The 20,654-nt window shown below is 35.7% G+C and carries 11 protein-coding genes; 6 read left to right on the forward strand and 5 right to left on the reverse strand.

Annotated features, from left to right (window positions below; all coding sequences use genetic code 11):
• Nucleotides 1-81 precede the first annotated feature (81 nt).
• From F5ESL0263_RS03470 to F5ESL0263_RS03485, 4 genes are read left to right on the forward strand one after another with little or no spacing between them, the layout of a single operon-like run.
• On the forward strand, nt 82-1,071 hold the full coding sequence (locus F5ESL0263_RS03470; RefSeq protein WP_046306663.1) for a rod shape-determining protein: 990 nt from the start codon (nt 82-84) through the stop codon (nt 1,069-1,071).
• A gap of 18 nt (nt 1,072-1,089) precedes the next feature.
• Nucleotides 1,090-1,383, forward strand: a complete 294-nt coding sequence (gene yidD / locus F5ESL0263_RS03475; RefSeq protein ID WP_122034885.1) for a membrane protein insertion efficiency factor YidD — start codon at nt 1,090-1,092, stop codon at nt 1,381-1,383.
• An 8-nt stretch (nt 1,384-1,391) separates the two neighbouring features.
• Nucleotides 1,392-1,622 (forward strand): DUF2969 family protein, encoded by a 231-nt coding sequence (locus F5ESL0263_RS03480; RefSeq protein WP_046306667.1) that lies wholly within the window; start codon nt 1,392-1,394, stop codon nt 1,620-1,622.
• A gap of 16 nt (nt 1,623-1,638) precedes the next feature.
• Nucleotides 1,639-2,832 carry an FtsW/RodA/SpoVE family cell cycle protein gene (locus F5ESL0263_RS03485; protein WP_122034887.1) on the forward strand — a complete coding sequence of 398 codons (1,194 nt, stop codon included), beginning with the start codon at nt 1,639-1,641 and terminating at the stop codon, nt 2,830-2,832.
• Between the two features lie 57 nt (nt 2,833-2,889).
• On the opposite strand, the gene F5ESL0263_RS03490 is transcribed toward F5ESL0263_RS03485, so the two are convergent.
• A complete protein-coding gene (locus tag F5ESL0263_RS03490) occupies nt 2,890-3,342 on the reverse strand; it encodes a universal stress protein (RefSeq protein WP_109715396.1) in 453 nt (150 codons plus the stop codon).
• A 977-nt stretch (nt 3,343-4,319) separates the two neighbouring features.
• Here F5ESL0263_RS03490 and F5ESL0263_RS03500 point away from each other — a divergent pair.
• On the forward strand, nt 4,320-14,489 hold the full coding sequence (locus F5ESL0263_RS03500; RefSeq protein WP_122034889.1) for an SLAP domain-containing protein: 10,170 nt from the start codon (nt 4,320-4,322) through the stop codon (nt 14,487-14,489).
• 70 nt (nt 14,490-14,559) lie between these two features.
• On the opposite strand, the gene F5ESL0263_RS03505 is transcribed toward F5ESL0263_RS03500, so the two are convergent.
• From F5ESL0263_RS03505 to rpsD, 3 genes are all read right to left on the reverse strand, one after another.
• Nucleotides 14,560-15,864, reverse strand: a complete 1,305-nt coding sequence (locus tag F5ESL0263_RS03505; RefSeq protein WP_122034891.1) for a replication-associated recombination protein A — start codon at nt 15,862-15,864, stop codon at nt 14,560-14,562.
• Nucleotides 15,864-16,334 (reverse strand): YueI family protein, encoded by a 471-nt coding sequence (locus F5ESL0263_RS03510; protein ID WP_046306679.1) that lies wholly within the window; start codon nt 16,332-16,334, stop codon nt 15,864-15,866. The genes F5ESL0263_RS03505 and F5ESL0263_RS03510 overlap by 1 nt, the downstream gene beginning before the upstream one ends.
• Before the next feature lie 73 nt (nt 16,335-16,407).
• Complete coding sequence (rpsD, locus tag F5ESL0263_RS03515; RefSeq protein ID WP_046306681.1) at nt 16,408-17,019, reverse strand: 30S ribosomal protein S4; 612 nt, start codon at nt 17,017-17,019, stop codon at nt 16,408-16,410.
• Nucleotides 17,020-17,439: 420 nt separating this feature from the next.
• On the opposite strand from rpsD, the gene ezrA reads away from it, so the two are divergent.
• A complete protein-coding gene (gene ezrA, locus F5ESL0263_RS03520; RefSeq protein ID WP_122034893.1) occupies nt 17,440-19,155 on the forward strand; it encodes a septation ring formation regulator EzrA in 1,716 nt (571 codons plus the stop codon).
• A 316-nt stretch (nt 19,156-19,471) separates the two neighbouring features.
• Here ezrA and F5ESL0263_RS03525 read toward each other — a convergent pair whose 3' ends face one another.
• Nucleotides 19,472-20,629: a site-specific integrase gene (locus F5ESL0263_RS03525; protein ID WP_122034894.1), complete on the reverse strand. Its 1,158-nt coding sequence runs from the start codon at nt 20,627-20,629 to the stop codon at nt 19,472-19,474.
• Nucleotides 20,630-20,654: the final 25 nt, after the last annotated feature.

The raw sequence follows: 20,654 nt of genomic DNA on the forward strand, positions 1-20,654 counted from the left end.
ACTTGTTAAAACGCCTGAAGAGTGCAGCAAACTAGCTTTCTTTATGGTAAAATGTACAATGAATATTTATGGAGGATTATCGTGGCACGAGATATAGGAATTGATTTAGGGACAGCCAACGTGCTCATCAACGTTTCTGGTAAGGGAATCGTTTTGAATGAACCATCAGTAGTTGCTGTCAATACAAGTACAAATAAAGTAGTAGCTGTTGGAACTGAAGCATACAAAATGGTAGGTAGAACGCCTGGTAATATTCGTGTGATTCGCCCATTAAAGAATGGGGTAATTGCCGATTTTGACATTACAGAAGCGATGCTATCTTACTTCATTGAAAAATTAAATGTTAAGGGCTTTATGTCAAAACCTAACATTTTGATTTGTGCTCCAACTGGAGTAACTTCAATTGAACAAAAAGCTATTATTCAGGCAGCTGAAAAATCAGGTGGTGGTAAGGTTTACCTTGATTTTGAACCTAAGGTTGCAGCTGTTGGTGCAGGGCTAGATATTTTTAAGCCACAAGGTAATATTGTTATCGATATTGGTGGTGGTACTACTGATATTGCTGTTTTATCAATGGGTGAAATTGTTACTAGCCAATCTCTTCGCTATGCTGGAGATCATATGAACCAAGCTGTTGTTTCTTACATTAAAAACAAGCATAACTTGCTTATTGGTTCAAGAACAGCTGAACAAATTAAAATTGAAATTGGTAGTGCCTTTGAGCCGGATAAGGATCAGACGATTACTGTCCGTGGACGTGATGTAGTGGATGGCCTTCCTAAACAGGCAACTGTTTCTGCTCCTGAAATTCAAGAGGCTTTGCATGATGGTTTGATGACAATTATTGCAGCTACTAAAGATGTTTTAGAGAAGACTCCACCTGAGTTATCTGCCGACATTATTGATCGCGGTATTATGTTAACTGGTGGTGGTGCGATGTTAAAGAACTTGGATAAATTAATTTCGTACTATCTTAAGGTTCCAGTTTTGACTGCTGATCATCCTCTTGAAGCTGTTGCATTGGGAACAGGCATTTTGCTTAAAAATATCGAAAAGCATCAACGTCATTAATTCAACTGGAGGTGTGGTTTGCGTAAGATTTTAATTTATCTAGTTAGAATTTATCAGAAATTTATTTCGCCGGCTTTACCTAAGTCTTGCCGTTATTATCCTACTTGCTCAACTTACATGATTGATGCGTTGACCAAATTTGGTCCTTTTTTAGGATTAATTATGGGTATTAGCAGGATTTTGCGTTGCAATCCCTTTGTTCGCGGAGGGGTTGATCCGGTACCTGATAATTTTACTATTTTCCGTAACCCCCACCCAGAGAGATATGAAGATGAAATTATTGCTAAAAAATTTCATCCTGATGTGAAATAGGAGTATTTATGTCAAAGAAACCAGAGAATATTAATATTGAAATTAATGAAATCAACGGGAAAGATAATCCGACTTGGGAAGTAGTCATTCCACAGAAGAAAAAAGCTATTGGTTTAATTGAAAAAATTGATGGACGTTATCGTGCAACTACTAATAAAACTAATAGTGTTCTATATGCAAAGACGTTAGAAAGTAGCATCAATGATTTGCTATCGTACTTTGCTTTACATGAAAAATAGTGGACAGTGATGATTAATGGTAAAAGTACAAAATAAAACTGATTTGTATGATCAAATAGCCTGGAACATTGTTGTTCCTGTGCTGATTCTGGCAGCTGTTGGTTTATACTCGATTTACTTTGCTGCAATAGATGATCCAAGTCATATGGGAAGTCCAGTAAAAGCGGTTTTAATGCAAGGGCTTTGGTATCTGATTTCTTTAGTAATAGTTGTTTTTGTAATTCAATTTGATGCAGAACAGTTATTTCGAATTGCACCATATGCCTACGGTCTAGGAATTGTCCTTTTGATTGCAGTTTTATTCTTTTATAATCGAAGTATAGCTGCTGATGCTGGTGCCAAAAGTTGGTTTAAGCTAGGGCCGATTTCCTTTCAGCCATCCGAGGTAATGAAACCAGCATTTATTCTAATGTTAGCTAGAGTAGTTCGAGAGCACAATCAGAAGTTCGCACACACAATTCGAAATGACTGGGTTTTAATTGGCAAAATAGTTGGTTGGATGCTACCAATTGCAATTCTACTGAAATTACAAAATGACTTTGGTACGATGCTTGTCTTTTTCGCTATAGTTGGTGGAGTAATTATTGTTTCGGGAATTTCTTGGAAGATAATAACACCAATGTTCATCATAGTTGCAATTATTGGTGTGATAGTGATTTTTATGGTCACTACACCAGGCGGCCAAGTTATTCTAAGTCATTCTTTTCAACCGTACCAATTTGCTCGTATTATGTCCTGGTTGAATCCATCTACGGATACATCTAAGGCAGCATATCAGTTGTGGCAGAGTATGCAAGCGATTGGATCTGGACAGATTTTTGGTAATGGGTTTGGGAATCTAAGTGTTTACGTACCAGTTCGTGGCTCAGATATGGTTTATTCAGTAATTGGTGAATCATTTGGTTTTGTTGGTAGTGTAGCAGTTATCTTGCTTTACTTATACCTGATTATTCAGATGGTGCGTATTACATTTGATACCAAAAATGCATTTTACTCATATGTATCGACTGGGGTCATTATGATGATCTTGTTCCATGTTTTTGAAAATATAGGAATGAGTATTGATCTCTTGCCATTGACAGGTATACCATTACCATTTATTTCCCAAGGTGGTTCAGCCTTAATTGGGAATATGATTGGTATTGGTATGATTTTATCGATGAAGTTTCATAATAAAGATTATATGTTTAGCCAGGCAGGCGACTTTTAATTAAAAATAAAAAGCACTTCTTTTAAAAGAAGTGCTTTTTTGTATGCCCAGTTTATTTTAATTTTGATTTTCTGCGGTACGACAAACTAGTACATCACAATCTGCTGTTCTGGTGACATACTCGGTTACGCTACCGACTAAAATTCGTTCTACAGCATTTAAGCCAGTTGCACCAACTACGATTAAATCAATTTGATGCTTTTTAGGAAAGTCGTGTGCAATGATTGCCTTAGGAGAACCGAATTCAATTGAAAAGTGAACATCGTCAATTCCCGCTTCTTTTGCATCATTGTAATATTTTTGCAGCTTTTCCTTAGCATCATTTGAAACTTGCTCAACCATTTCGGAGTCAAAGCTTGAAACATTTTGGAAGGATCTAGTATCAATGACATGCAAAATTTCTAAGCCTGCATTATTACCCTTAGCTAGTAAAATTGCTTTTTTAAAAGCTAAATCTGCTTCTTTTGATCCATCAACGGCGACTTGTATGCGGTGATATTGTTTCATCATTTAAAACACCTCTCTTATATATTCATTTTACCAAACTTTTGGCCAATTAATCATTTTCGTGATTAATTAATAAGCTAAAAATTAGAATAGTAATTGAACTAAGAAGTAGGGTAACCAAATTCAAATACTTATTACTTTGGAATAAGATGATGATCCCAATAATGCATTCCAACAATAAGATAATTGCTGTCCAAGACATAATAGGGCGGAAATTCGTATTACTTTTACTACTAAAAACCAAAAAGTGTCTATCTCGGTTATGCCAAAGATAAAAGGCGGTTAGAAGAAGCACGGCTAAATACAGAATAATAACAATTTTTAAGATCATAAAAGTCTCCAAATAAAAAAGCGGTCAATAGACCGCTTCCTAAATTTCTAAAGAAATCCGAGTCGACCGAATATAGCAAAAGAATGCTTGTTGAACCCGCAGTGTTCAAAAAAATGAGACGTATCGCAATGAATATGGATCCTATTAACTAAATAATAGTATTCCGATTCAAAAGTTATTTACAATCTCGCATGTCTTATGTTTGACCGGTCAACTATATACAATTAAGCTAGTCGATCAACTCAGATCAATTATTATACTACCTACCATTAAAGCATTTGTCAAGATTTAAACAGTAGGCAGATAGTATTGCGAAAAAATCACAATGTTATGGGTTAAACTGTTACTTTTATTCATATTTTAATATTTATACATAATAAAGCTGTTAAAATAAAATTTAAGCAAACGAGTAATTGTCAAATAAAATGCACTTTTTTATATTTGAAGTATTAAGCATCAATCCCGAAGTATAGTAACAAATCCTTATATAATAGTAATTACTTGCAGAACGCACAGCGCAATTTCCCTTTTGAAAAATCACTTAACTCATTATTTATAAAATACATATCAAGTGTAAGCACTATATTAGCAAATTATTAATAGTGGTCATACAATGTAGTTGTAACATAGATTTTGAGAAAGGAATATCATGCTAGGGAAAAATAATAACAATGAAAGATTAAAGAAAATGGAAATGCAAGATAAGCAGGACCACTTTTCAATTCGAAAATTGACAATTGGTACTGCTTCTGTGCTATTGGGCTTTACCTTTTTTGGCCTAAATACCCAAACGGCTAAAGCAGATACGGTAGATGCTTCTCAAGAAGTTAGCAAGAAGACAGATAGTTTGAGTACTTCTGATAGTCAAAAGGCTAACTCCCAAGATGATAACACTCAAAATGCTAATCACTTGGTTGATGTAAGTACCTATTCAGGTTTAAGTTCATTTTTAAGAGATGGCAGTGTACCTCCAACCACTAATTCAAGTTCTTCAACTAGTCAGACAGGAAAGACCAATGCAACAAATGGTTCTGACACAGCTGATTCTAAGGATCAAACTAGTACAGGCAATTCTGATACCAATCAAACTGGTGGAACCACTGACACCTCAGGTAAAGGAGGTACGACGACTAAACCCGTTGATCCAACTGATCCAGCGGCTAAAGTTCCAGATACTGCTAAAACGACAGAAATTAAAACTAAGGATGCTAGTGTAGCGCAGGTCCATAGCTTTACTGAACTTATAGCTGCTTTTCAGAATGAGTCAATTTCAGAAATTGATGTCATGAACGATATTACAGACGGACCAGAGAATGGATCACAAGCCTTCTACTTTTACGGAAGAAAAATGTTGATCAAATCCGGTGGCACCGGTAATACCAGATTTAAAGTTGATTTGAAAGGTAATCACCTTCAATTAAATGGTGGAAGTACGAAAGACTTAGATATTACTTACGATAACCTTGATTTATGGAGTGCTGATATTTGGGGCGTAATCATGACTGATGATTACAATCAAGACGGCCATTTTTCAAAAATCACCTTTAATAATGTTAATTTCCATGGATCGCAAATGGTTCACTGTGGTAATAATACTAAAATTTACTTCACAGGGACTAACTACGGTGAAGTAACGCATACACCGTATCCAGGGATCACAATTTCAAGTGGTGACGTTCAACAACTATTTGAATTTACTGGTTCAAATAACTCAATCGATTTTAGCGGTACTTTTACCGGTAAAACTGTTGGTGGTAATGTGCTCGAAATGGCAGGCAGCAACAACGTTGTTAATATTGCTAAGGACGCTAAGGTTACACTTTCGCCGCGAATCTATTTTCCTAATAATGGTTTAGGCTCAAATGCGGCTGAGCATACTGGGCTTCCGTTGGCTATTGCCATGTTAGGTAATAATGAAGCAGTGAATGTTGATGGTGAATTAAACATCATAGTTGGTAGTGATCACTATAATGGTACAAATGACAATGATCAGTCTAGTGCGATTCTTATCAATGATGGCAATTCTGTTTTCAATATTAATAGCGATGCGAAAGTCAATATTACTACTAACGGTGATATAGCCAATAACTGGGGTAACAGAAATCTGATTTATGATGGTGGTAACTTTAACATCTTGCCGCGAGGTTCGTTAAACATTAATGGCTCAAATATGGGTGACTATTCTGGCACGTTAGTTCTTATTAAGGGTACGGCTAATATAGAAAACGGTGGTTTCAATATTATTCTTGGTCAGCCAGATCCAAGTGGCAAATATGTAAATGGTGGTACTGGTCAAATACTACTGGTAGATGTCCAAGGTGGAAAACTAGTTGTTAATAATCCTACTTCATTAATTTTAAATGCTCAAGGTAATACTAATCCTAATACCAGTATCATTGGCACAATGCCAATTACCTTAACTAATGTTCGGCAGCAGTTTGATTTGAGCTCAATTCAAAGCGGGCTAGGTAAAGTAACTTTGCCGCCATTTCACGTTTTAACTGTTAGGAAAACTGATAGCACGATTGCGGTGGATAATATCGAATTGCTTAATGGCCAAGAGAAGTTAACTGCAGATAGATTGGCAGAAATTAAGGCGCAAGCGGCTAAAGCTAATATTTCATTCGATAAACTGCCTGAAGACGTTCAAACTTCATTGGCTGATGGTATCAAAAACGGTTGGACTTACGATCAGATTTTTTCAGATATTATTCAAAAGGCATTTAATAATAGAAGCAATTTTGGTTATAACAACATTAGTTTTGTTCCAGCCAATCCAAGCGGCTTTTTAGATATCGATCCTGGTAAGGTTAAAATAACTAGAAATTCTGATGGTTCACAAACAATTTCTGGTGAGCCAGGCAGCGTAATTAATTATAATTCTGCTGTTGATGGTCCTGATTCAGATCCACAAAATTTGAAAAATCCATTTAGTTTAATTTTACCTGTTGCAACTAAAGCATACATTATGGCTAATTTGATTGATAGCATGGGTAGAAAGACAGCATGGACACCAAAGGATCAAGATGGTAAGAACATAATTGACAATCCATATGCGCAAACAAAAGACACTATAAGAGACTCAAGTAACAGTTCTTTGAATCCTTTACCAACACAGTATGCTGCAATTGTAAATGATGATGGTTCATTTAGTTTTACTATTCCCGCAGACCAAACTATTAAGTTTGATAAGGGTTACTCTGTAGAACTAGCGCCAAATGCTAACTTTGTTAGCTACGATCCATCTAGTGTAGCTATGGGACGTCGCCCAATTATTAAAAATTTGGATATCTTAACTTTATCTGATGCACAAGATCAAGCTGCTAAGGCAATTACCGACGCAATTAGTGATGCGAAAATTCATAGACCTAACAACCTATCTGAAGCTCAAGTTAGCGACTTTAATAATCAATTAGATAAAGTTGCAACAGCAGCATCTAAAACAATTAATGCCGATAATGAAAAAACTTCAGTTTATGCCTCAAGCTCAAACACGCTAACAGAGATTAACAACCGTAAGAATGCTGCCCTTGATGCAATTAAGAACATCATAAGCCAAGCACAAAGTTCTTCAACGATTGAGACATCTCGTGATAGTGCGATAACGAATTTAAATAATGAAGCTACATTGCAGTCAAAGAGATTTCCTACAATGACAGATACAATTAATGCTGCTCGTGACAAAGCAATTAATACTGTGAAAGCTTTTCAAACTGATAAAGATATTACAGAAGCAGAGAAGAATGGTATTAATGCGATTGATCAAGCAGCTTATGGCTATAAAAAGAATATTGAAACTGACCTTAAGCAAAAAATTGATCAAGTTTATGTTGATGCCTACAAACTTGCAAACGATCCTAACTTGAGTAAAGAAGAGAAGGACGAAGTAGGCAATTTACCTAGTCGTTTGGCTCGCGCTCAGGCTATCGCTCAACCGGAAGGTGATATTGAAAAAGATCTTGATCAAGTATCAGTGGATGGGCACCAAAAGGAAGCTCAAGATATAATTGATAAAGTTAATAAAACAATTCAGGCTCTAAAAGACTTACAGGCTGTTGCTCAAGACGAAATTAAAAACCATGCTGATAAAACTGCACAAATAAAAGATTCTTATAATCAAGCAGTTCATAACATTATCACTGGTGATGATCCTGACGGTTCTAAGGGTAAGGAGTCTATTAAGGATATAAATGCTGATCAAGAAGCAAGTAAAATTAATGCTGCAGCTGAAGCTGCAAAAAAGCGAGTACAGAACTCAGGTATTAGTTCGGATCAGCAGGTTCCTCTATTAGACGCAATTGATCAGGCTGCCCAAGTTGCAACTGCTAAACCTGGAAGCTCTATGTATGATGAGCAAAAGTCAATATATGGAACTACTGATAATACTGTAATCAGCCAAAGAGAAGCAGCTGCACAAACTATTTTTGATCAAAATGCTGCAAAGGCAGAGATTTTGGGCTATGCAAACGCTAATGAGAATTCGTTAGGTATTGCTTCAAACTCTGATATAGAGAAAACAGTAAATGATGGTTTGGCTAATATTAGTAAAGCAAGCGATTCCGCAACTGTTTCAACTACTGAAGAGGCTGCTAAGAGGTCAATTTTAAGACAGCTTTCTAAGATTAAACTAGCTAAATCTGAAAGCGATATTGAAACCCAATTGCGTAGTTTGCCTGGCTTATCTGCAAATGATATTGACGATAGCGTGGCAGCTGCGCAGAAGCTGCTCAATAATTCAACTACTCCTCTTGGTTATAACCAGTGCATTGACCAAGCAGATAGTTTAACCGCAATCGACTCAGCACGAAATGATGGTATTGCCGCCCTGAACAACCTGCTGCTTTCGGCTAAAGCTAAGGGTGAGCGTAACACCTCCTTAAATGATGCTATCAAGCAGATTAGACAAGAGCAAACTAATGCTAATTCAAGAATTGATCAAACAAGCAATCTAACTGATGAACAAAGGAAAGCATATCATGATCAAATTAGTAAGGTAGTTAATGATAGTATAGATACCTTAAACAAGGTTGATAGTTCAAAAATTGCTGAGACAGTAACTAATGCTAAAAATAGTATTGGGAATATCGTAAGCGATGCTCAAGGCACTGCAGATAAGGAGGTAGAAGAAGCTAGAACCAAGGCAACTCAAGACATTGATACAGCTGTTAATGATGCAAAAGCTAAAATTGAAAGCATTGGAGATAATTACCTCAGTCCTTCAAATAAGAAATACTATGAAGACCAAATTGATCAAGATGCACAAGCTGCAAAGGCAAAAATTAATTCAGCGCATAGTATCTCTGATATCACTTCAGCTAAACAAGAAGGCCAAAACAACATTCTAAAAGATTTAAGTGCTGCTCAAATCACGGCCACTAGAGCACAAGCAATTAATAGATTGCAACAAGCTAAAGCTAAAGCTAAAGATGCTCTTGCAAATGCCCAACTTGGTTCTGCAACAGTTCAAGCTAAAAGGGATCAAATTGATGCAGGGTATGATCAAGCAATCCAAGCTATTACTAATGATCATACAGTAACTGACATTAACAGCGATGCTCAAACAGGAATTGATGCCATTAATTCTGTTATTAATTCTCTTTCATCAGATATCAACGCCCAAGCTCTAGAAAAGCAACGTAATTCCGCAATCGAGAAATTAAAAGATGCACGCGATTCTGCAAATAGTCAAATTACTAATGATCCTAATTTGGGAGTAACAGAAAAGAATGACTACTATAACCAGATTACCAGTGCCTTTAATCAAGCTCAAAGTGCTATTCAGGGTGCAAGTAAAGATGATATAGACGCAGTACTAACTAAAGGTAAAAACGATATAGCAAGTATTCAAGCTTCTGCCAACTTGCAGTCTGCAAAAGACCAAGCTTTAGCAACTCTAATGGCTGAGCGAAATAAAGTTAAAGAACAAATTGGCAATATGGATCAGATTACCAGTGCCAACAAAGCAGAGTTACGTGCAAAAGTGGATGCTACATATGATATTGGTGTTAATGGAGTTAATAATAAAAACACCACTACCAATGAGCAACTTAATGAAATTGTCCAAAATGGCAAGTCATTAATTGACAATGTGATTAGTGATGTGAATGTTAACAAGATTCTTAATAAGCAAAAGCTTGACGATTATGCCCAAAAAGCGATTGAGCGAATTAATAATTCTTCAGACATTACCACTGATGCTAAGACAGCAACCATTAATAACATTACAGCTGCACGTGATAATGCTAAATCAATAATTGGTTCCACAGATGCCATTTCCGACGCTAACACAGCTGAGAAAAAAGGTGAATCAGCTATTGATGCTGCAGAAGCCACAGGTAATGGTTTTAATGCATCTAAAACGGATATTAAGAATAGTATTGCTAATGCTGCTAACAGTGCCAAGAACCGTTTAAGTGACATTTATAGCAAATTATCGACAGACCAAAGAAATGAAGTAAAAGATAAATTTACTGATGCAATTAATCAACTTGGCACAATTCCAACAGATGCAAATACTAAAATTGATGCTACAACAAACAAAGATCAGCTAACTGGGATTTATCAAGATACATTAAATAAAATTAATGATATCGAATCAGGTGCAAAGTTGGCTAGTGACAAAGTTATTGCCAAAGATTTGATTCAAAAGACAGCACTTGAAACTCGCGACAAACTTAATGATTCGCGAGACCAAAATGCAGTTTTCGAAGTGGCTGATTTAGGTATTAAAGATATCTATGCTGCAAATGACAGCGATACAGTTGAAAAAATCAAAAATAATACTTTGCAGGGAATTAGTAATGTTGTCACAAATGCAAGTAAGAGTGATGCAGATGATATCCGTAATCAAAGAGATCAAGCAATTAAAGAACTTGATAAAGCTCTTGGAAAGGGTTCAACTGATACTGGTGTTATACCAGAAATAAATGGTTTACCAGGCTTAACTTCAGATCAGTTAGCTAAGTTTAAACAGCAAGCTCAAGATGCTTATAATCATGCCATTGCAGGCGTTAATGGTGCTCTTGCGGAAAATATTGATACAGAGAAAAATGCTGGTCTAAGCAATATTTACCAGGCTTTGGCTGATGCTAAATTGCAAGCAGCTAAAAATAAGGCAAATTCATTTTTAGATGAGTATGCTAAAGGAGCCATTCAAAATGACCCTAGAGATGCGGACATGATTAATAGCGAGCGTGATAAGGCGAAGGCCAAGGTAGACAATGCTAAAAACCAAGATGATGTTCAAAAAGCTCAAGATGAGGGCCACGACATTATGAAAGGAATCATTGATACCGTCAATGATAAGAACATGAACGCTGCTAAAGACTCTGCTAAGAATGATTTGGCTGACTCAATTGGTAAATTACAACAACAAATTGATCAAGATTTAGCTAATAAAAAGTTAGGTCAAGATCAATATAACGATTTGAAGAATAAACTTGAGCAAGTTCGGCAATCTGGTGAGTCAAGAATTAACTCCACTGTAAATAAAGATCAATTATCTGATGCTAAAGATCAGAATAATGCTGATTTGAATAAAGTTAATAATGAAATTATTAAGGCTGAATCAGTTAATACTGCATTGACTAAGTTGCAAGATGCAGTTAATAAGGCAAACGAATCTGCCGATAAGATTGCCAAAGACAATCCTAGTCTTGCAGATCAGATGAGAGACCGAATTAAGTCAGAGCGTGATAAAGCTGCCCAAAATATTCAAGCCGCTCAAAACAATTCGACTGATGCAAATAGTGCAATGAATCAAGCAGCACAAGCTGGTAATGATGCAATTACTGGTTTAACTCAGAGATTCGAAGAAAAGAACAAACAAATTAATACTCTGAAAGAATATGCTGAAGCTGCTAAGGCAAAATTGCCAAATTCAGGTCTTGATCCAACCGAGATAAGCAAAAATGAAGCTGCAATAAATGACGCAATGCAAAAAGGTGTTAGCGATTTATATGGTGCTGACGATAATGCAAACTTAGATCAAGTTGAAAAAGCTGGTGAAGCTGCGATAGACCAAGCCGGTATTCCAGCTAATTTACTAAGCGAAAAGAACAAGCAAATTGCCGCTATTGATAAATATGTCAAAGATAAGGGCAGTATTGGTCAAGTTGCAAGTCACTTAACTGATCAACAAAAGGCTGATTTACAGGATCAACTTAATCAGCTGGTTCAAAAGACCAAGGATGAAATTAGTAAGGTTACTTTACCAAGCAATCCAACAACAACTGATCTGGAAAATGCTAAACAGAAATTGCAGACCATTGAAAAGGGACTAGATAAAGATGGTCATGCAAATAATTTAGGTGAAGCTGGAATTAATCAGCTCTATCAAACAGCCCAAAATAAAGAAGAAATCTATCAAATTAAGCAAAATGCTATTAATAATCTTCTTGAGCAAAAAACAGAAGCTGATAAAAAGCTTGAGGATTCCGGTTTAGTAAACTCTGATTTACAAAAACAGAAGCAGAAACTTCAAGACATTTATGATCAGAGCAAAGCAAAGATTAATGCAGTTCCAACAACAGATAAGAATGGAAATGATCGTTCTACTGATGACATCAAAAAGGACGTTGATCAGATAGTCAACAATGCAACTCAAGGATATTCTGATAGCGATTCTGGCAGTCACGTTCCTGGATTTGCTGATGTTGAAAAAGATACTGATCTTTCTGCTGCGAAAGCAAAAGCAGAGGATATTTTACAAAGAAAATATTCAACAACTCACAACATTATTGGGTTATCTCAGCTAACTGCTGATCAAAAGAAAGCATTAAACAAGATAGTTGATGATTTATATGCAAATGAAAAAGCAAGCATAGAGCAGCAAACTGATATCAACAAAATCCCGACTGACGAAAATCAAATCGGTACTAAGTTAACTGATATTTATCAAAATACTTCTGAGTGGTTTGATTATAATCAAGCTAATGCCTTAAAAGGTGCTGAAAATGAAATAACAGGTCTAGAAGCTGGATACAATGGATTAACTGAAGAACAAAAAGCTAATTCTGCTTATCAAAGGAATATTCAAGCTATCCAGGATGCAATTAATGCAATTAAGCATTCAACAAATATTGGCTCCACTACTCAAGCGTATAGCAACGGAATCAATGCTTATAACGAACTAATGGGTAAAGAAAAAGTTAATGATATGTTTAATAATGCAAAGAACAAGCTTAATGATATAGATAGCCTACTTCCTCAAGATAGAGATCATTTCAAAAATAGACTTGATGGCATACATGGAAGTGTAGATAATGTGATTACCCAAGATGCTCAAGCTGATGCATCTTACGAAAGTATTGCCAATCAGATGAACCATGATATTGACATGGCAAGGCAAGCAATTGATCAGTTAATGCAGCAAGCATTGTATGCAGTTAAGAGTTCTGCCAATAGGGATATTGAGGGTGAATACAAAGGTGCAGTTGCCCAGAACCAGAAATATTTTGGTGATTCCGCATGGATTTATGCAACTAATAGTGAGCATGACAAATACAAAGACATCTCTGGTAATTCTTATGATGAAGTTTTGAATAATAGAATAACTGGGATACGTGAAATTGCAAAAGCCGCTGTTTCTGATGCAGCTACTAATGCTAAGAAGAAAATTGATAATAACAAGATAAAGCATGAAAATGGTGATAACTATACTGATGATGAAAAAGCTGCGATTAAGACTGAAATCGACCGCATTCTAGCAGAAGCTCAGAAAAAGATTGATCAAAATAATACTCTTACTGATGTTGACGGTAAGCGTGACGATGGTATTGAAGCGATTAATAAAGCCTCTTCAGATACAACTGTCATTGATAAAATTATTAAAGATAGTGCCAACAACAATAACAACGGCAATAACGGAAATAATGGCAACAATGATAATTCTAACAACGGTGGAGGTAATTCTACTTCTAACGGTAATGGTGATATAACTTCTAACCCTGCAAATCCAGCTAAGCAACCAACTACTGATAAAGAAAATGGTGCAGCAAATGATTTAGGCGAAAGTACTAATGTAACCTTAATGCATAATGCTTATCTATATGATAATTCAGGAAAGCGTGCTAACAAAGTTACACTTGGTGCTGGCTCAATTCTTTCAACTTATGGTACTGTTACTATTGTAGGTAATGAATACTATGTACTAATTGACACACATGATAACAATAAGAAATATTATGTTGCTGTTGGCAACGGATTAGCAATTGAGCAAAAGTTAAAGCATAATGCTTATGTTTATAACAAATTCGGACAGCGTGTAAAGAAAGCTGGTGTTCTAAAGAAGGGTAGTATTGTTAAAACTTTTGGTGATAGTGTTAAACTTCGTGGCGAGAAATACTTTATCATCGATAAGAATCGCTATGTTAAAGCTACAAATGTTGCAGTGATTGTTTCTAATCAATCTGCAAAGGTTGAAGCAATATCTGCTAATGGGCCTAAGGAAAAATCCGAGACAAACATTGAAAAAACGTTGATGCACAATGCATACCTTTATGATGAAAATGGTCATCGTGCTAACCAATTGATTTATCTAGCTGGCTCAATAATTAGCGTAACCGGGCAAAAGGCAATTAGTGGATCTAACTACTATATTTTGCAAAATGGTTTACTAGTTAATGCAGGCAACATTGATGGTAAGAACTTAAAGCTGAGACATAATGCTTATCTTTATAGCCAATATGGTAATCGTTTAGGTAAAAAGGTATTGAAAAAGAACCAATCAATTTCGACCTACGGTGATCCTATTTCTATTAAGAACAAAAAGTATTATATCGTTGCTCAAAATAAATATGTTAAAAAGGCTAACTTTTAAATTAGAGAGTTAACTTTTAGACAAAAATAAAAGTGGCACAATTGTTAGAAATAACAGTTGTGTCACTTTTTTATTTTTTTAATCCTTTTTCTTGCATTTCATGTAGAATCTCGTACTGTTTTTTAAGGCCACTTTCGATTTTAGAATTGCCTTTAGGATTGAAATACTGCGTTCCCATCAAGTTGTCCGGCAGATATTGCTGCGCAATCCAATCATTAGCAAATGAATGAGGGTATGCATATCCTTTACCATGGCCCAGTTTCTTGGCACCTTTATAGTGAGTGTCCTTAAGGTCATCAGGAATTGGACCGTAGTTTTTATTTTTAACATCGTCTAGTGCTTGATCAATTGCACCGATTGCACTATTGCTTTTTGGCGAAAGTGCAAGTTCAATTACAGCGTTTGCTAGAGGAATCCGTGCTTCAGGGAAGCCTAGGCTCTGTGCTGCCTGTATTGCAAGCTGTGCGTGTTGCACGGCTGCTGGATTTGCTAAGCCAATATCTTCATATGCAATTACACTCAGTCTGCGGCAAATTGAAATAAGGTCACCGGATTCAATCAAGCGAGCCAAATAATGCAGAGCAGCATCAGTATCGGAACCGCGAATTGATTTTTGAAAAGCAGAGACTAAGTCATAATGTCCATCGCCTTTGGCATCAAAGTTCTGGCTTCGCATCTGAATTGAATTTGCCATTTCTTCTTGGTCAATTACTAGTTCATTATCTTCACTTTTTCCTGCAGCAATTTTTTCTTGCTTAGTTGAGCGAACGGCCAACTCTAAACCGTTTAAGGTGGTTCGTAAGTCACCATTTCCTTTTTGAATTAATAATTTTCTTGCATCGTCTGTAAGCTTAACATGGTATGAGCCCAAGCCATTTTCTGAGTCATTGAGTGCCCGGCTAATTGCCTGGTTGACATCCTTTTCGGCTAAAGGTTTTAATTCAAAAATCTGGCAACGTGATCTTATCGCTGGAGAAATTGCAATATATGGATTTTCGGTTGTCGCACCTATCAGAATAATTTCGCCAGACTCAAGCAGAGGTAAAAGGAAGTCTTGTTTAGTTTTATCCAACCGATGAATTTCATCTAGTAAAAGGATAACGGTTCCACTTAATTTACCTTCTGCAGCTACTTGCTCCAATTGTTTTTTACTATCAGTAGCAGCATTAAGCATGCGAAAAGCATATTTAGTCGAACCAGCGATTGCACTTGCGATACTAGTTTTTCCAATGCCTGGTGGACCATATAAAATCATGGATGACAACAGTTTGGCTTCAACCATTCGTCTAATAATTTTTCCAGGACCAATTAAGTGCTGTTGACCCACAACCTCATCTAGTGTACGTGGACGCATACGATAAGCTAATGGTTTCATTATTTATCTCCATGGAATAAGCGATGCCAAAAACCATTTTTATCTTTTTTAGCATCATGAGTTAACTCAGTTTTAGGAATTTCGGGCGGGTAAACTTGGGCTATTTCTATTCGCATTTTGTTAATTGCTGTGTTTGAAACTACTAAAATTGCCGTATCCTCAGGACCAGTTTTAGCGGTCTCGTTAGTAACAATCGTAAAAGGAATGTTTGTTTTTCCACATTGTGCCTCAACCTGATTTAAAAATTCATCATTTAAATTACCGTTAATCAGGATCGAAAATCCAGTGTAATCATTGAAGTGCGTTAAAAATAATTGGGTTAGAGCAGGGTCTTTAACTTCAGTGTTATTCATTCTGACAAAGACGCGCTCTCGCAGTGAACCGAGATATCTTCTACGTTCATCAGGCTTTGTTTGTGGGGTAATTCCCTGGGCTGCATTTGCAACTCGTGTGTTTAAATCGTCTGACATAGTTATTATTTTTTCCTTTCAAGTAACAAAAAACCCTTCCCAAGTAGGAAAGGGCTTTTGCGAATAAAAGAAATTAAAGTAACTTGTTGTAGTATTCAACAACCAAAGCTTCGTTAATTTCTGGTTCCATTTCATCACGTTCTGGAAGACGTACAAGAGAACCTTCAAGCTTATTGTCATCAAATGTAACAAATGATGGACGAGAAACAACTGCTTCAAGTGCATCTTTAACTTGTTGTAAGTTCTTTGACTTTTCTCTAAGACCGATTACTTGGCCAACCTTAACGTCGTATGAAGGAATATCAACACGTTTACCATCAACAGTAATGTGACCATGGTTAACTAATTGTCTAGCTTGTTCTCTAGTAGTAGCTAAACCTAGGCGGTAAACAAGACTGTCTAAGCGGCATTCAAGTAAAATCATGAAGTTAGTACCGTGTTCACCTTCACGGATTTTACCAGCACGTTTGAACAAAGTTCTAAATTGGCGTTCGTTTAAGCCGTACATCCAACGTAGCTTTTGCTTTTCGTGTAATTGTTCACCATATTCTGATAAACGACCACGTGAATTGGGACCGTGTTGACCTGGTGCATAGTTACGACGACTAAGTTCTTTACCAGTACCTGAAAGTGAAATTCCTAATCTTCTGGAACGTTTCCAGCTTGGACCTGTATATCTTGACATAAAATCCTCCAATAAAATCTGATAACAGTTTTTGGAGTAAAATAGTTACGTATAAGTTTAGCATTCGTGCATCTTAATTTTCATTTTCGCCTCTTGCAGCGTCGGTTACTCGTTCACTAAAACGTATTAAGATGTTGACGTTCTTGCCACTTATAGCTGCAAATATTTTACACGAAGTCTATTATAGCTACCTTGGGCTATTTAAGCAAGGAAAACCGGATGTTTCTAAGCGGTTTTTAAAAAAATAAGTTAAATTTAGGCAAATTTGGTAATTATTATATTGATAAATTAAAAACGTCAGGAAAAGGTCATATTAATGGTAGATTTTAGCATTCAATTAAGATAGTTAACTTCTTTCAAATCAATCCGCACTCCGTTAAAGAAGTTTGGTATAATTGAGGGTAGTTTTGGAGGAAAAATATGACATCAACTCAGTCCATAATTGTAATAATTGCAATTTTAATTATCATTCTTATTGTAGCATTTATGCTCATCATTAATCGGAGGCAATTGCGAGAAATTATTGAGCTTGACGATATGATTACCAAGATTGACAAAATGGACTTGGGCAATGATATTGCTAAGCTTGATAAGATTGATCTTGCGGGTGAAAGTCTAACAACTTTAACAACATGGCGTAAGAACTATGAACAAGCAACTAGTAAGAAAATTCCGGAAGTTCAGGAATTACTAGAGCAAGCTGCAGAACAAAACGCACATTATCAGCTTTTTAAGGCAAACAAAAATATTAAGCAGGCTCAAGAAATTATGAAGCCAACTTATGATGATGCCAAAAACACAAAAGACGTTTTTACAGAATTGCTTGAGTCAAATCGCGAAAATCAAATGGAATATGATGATTTGAATAAGAGCTACCAGGAGATGCGTAAAGAGGTTTTAGCAGATTCCTTTAAATATGGTGTTGCGCTCGATCAAATTGAAACTGAACTTGGTGCAATTGAAACTGATTTTACTGAGGCTAAAAGCTTAACTGCGCAAGGGGATCAGGTTGAAGCTAAGCGCGTTTTATCCAAAATAAAAGCAGCAATTAATTCGATTGGTACAAAATTACCTGAAGTTCGCGAGGCCCAGCATGAGCTTGACACGGTTTTTCGTGAACAGTTAAGTGAACTAACTGATACCTACAAAAAAATGGCTTCTTCAAAATATTGCATTACTAAGGTAAATGTTTTAGAAGAAATTAAACAAATTCGTGTTCAAGTTGATGATGCTGAAAAGCTATTAGCTGAATTAACAATGGCAGATCTCAAGAAGGAACTTAAGCAAATTAAGTCTGAAATAGATGGCCTGTATGATGTTTTAACGCTAGAATACAAAGCTCGTCCGTTTGTTGAAAAGAATCAAGATAAAATTCAACGCTTACTTGCTCATGCACAAGTTGAATCCAAAAAGCTAGTTGAGAAATTGCGTCATATCGATGAAAGCTATGAGCTAACTCATGGCGAACTAGCTGAAAGTCGAAAATTGGAACAAGAAGTAAACGATATGAATCGGCAATATACTGTAGATACTCAGAATATTGCTGATGGAAAGGGCGTTTATTCCGAAGTCAAAACTTCTTGGCTCAGCATGATAGAGCGATTACGTGAAATTAGTGATGAACAGAAGAGAATGTCACAAGACGTTGATGGGCTTTACGATGCTGAAAACGTAGCTAATGATTCAATTAATCGCTTTAAGCAAGAAGTTTCGTTAGTCTATCGCCGTTTGGAACGTAAGAAGTTACCTGGTAATCCTGATACATTTATTCAAATGTACACGTTGGTAGTTAATGAAATTGGTCATGTTGCAAAAGAGCTGAGTGAAGTTAGAATTAATATGGAAAAAATTTCTAACGAATTAATTCAGATTTCAGACGACGTTGAACGACTAAAAAGAGAGGCAGATGAAATCATCAATTGTGCTGACTTAGTTGAGTTAACCTTGCAATATTCGAACAAGTACTCTAATCATGATTCAATTAAACAGGCACAAAAGAAAACAATGCAACTTTACAGTATGGATTATAACTATAAGGATGCACTTGATACGATTGCAACAGCAATTGAAAAGGTCGAGCCTGGATCATATCAACGACTTGAAAATCTTTATTATTCTGACAAGAAGAACAATTAGGCAATCTGATATAAATAAAAAGCTGTATTTATCTAAATACGGCTTTTTACTTACAAATGTTTTTATAGCGAGGCTATTTTATTGATTTAAATAGAAGTGCTAGCAATGAACACCTTGTATTTAAATTATTGCATTGAAGCTAGATTTGATTTAAGCTACAATTTATTAGTTAATGGACATTCAAGCCAATTGGGTTTGGAAGGGAGTAAAGCTTGTGATATATTTTGACATTAGAGCAACAATTTATCAAAAGCTCTCTAATAAAGTGTTTTTGGGAACTTTAAACGAAAATAGGGACAAGAAAGGGACAAAATTTTTAAAATTTGAATTTTTTTATCTTTGAATCATATGTCTTTTGCGCTTGCTCTGTGACATGTAGATAAATTTGTCGAGTAATTCCCTCGCTTTCATGTCCAACACGTTTAGAAATATAGTCTAAAGGAAAGCCAAGCTCTGCAAGTTTTGACACATGTGTGTGGCGAAAGATATGTGAAGTGACCTTTTTATTAATATTAGTATAAGGTCTTATTCTTCTCAAGAAAGCTTCAGCAGTTCGGCTATTAATAACATAAGTACTTGTTTTGCTGTTTTTGCTTGTGAATAAAAAATCGTCAGGTTCCTTGTTTTTAGAATGCAATTGAAAAATTTGAACTGCTTGTTCAGGTAGTGAGATTGTTCTATAGCTTTTTTCTGTCTTGGTAGCATGTTGCTTTACTTCTCCTTGACCAACTACGGAAATCATTGTACCTGTTATATCTACATAATATGTTTCATTTTCAATATGTATATTTTTTATCTGAATAGCGCATGCTTCACCAATTCTCATTCCAGTAAGACACATCCAGAGAAATAAATCTGCATATTCTGGACGATTTTTTTCAGTACACTTATCTAATATTATTTTTATTTCATCATCTGTTAGATACCAATTTTCGACTCGATATCTTTTTTTGGCTTTTTCATCTTTATAGTTAACTTTGACGTCTTCCATAATATTTGTTTTTGCATAGCCAAATTGTTTAGCGTAACTGAAAATTTGAGAGAAAACATTAAAATAAACATGGGCTGTACTGTTTGAGAGATTGGATTTGTATAATAAATCATTGATATATCTGTTGATTTGAACAGCAGTTGCCTGCGAAACTAGCATTTTACCAAATGTCTTATTAATATTATTTAAAGTTGACCTGTAGCCTCTTTTAGTCTTATACGATATGCCGTTTTTTTCCCACAAATCAATCATTTTTTCTCCAAGCTCATCAAAAGTTATTGGAGTGTAGCTATATTGACTTAGCTGTTCTTCAATTTTTTTCTTTACAACCTTTTCAGCATTTGTTCTAGCAAAAGTGGTGTTTTTGGAGATTGTAATTGATTTTTTGTGTATACCTTCAAAAGAAGGATCTCTGTATCTAATGGAATACTTATATTTTCCATTTTGCAACTTTGTAACTTGAGGTGAATAATACTTAACCATGTTACTTCTCTTTCATATGCTATAA

Source organism: Lactobacillus sp. ESL0263 (assembly GCF_003692845.1).
GTDB classification, from domain to species: Bacteria; Bacillota; Bacilli; order Lactobacillales; family Lactobacillaceae; genus Lactobacillus; species Lactobacillus apis.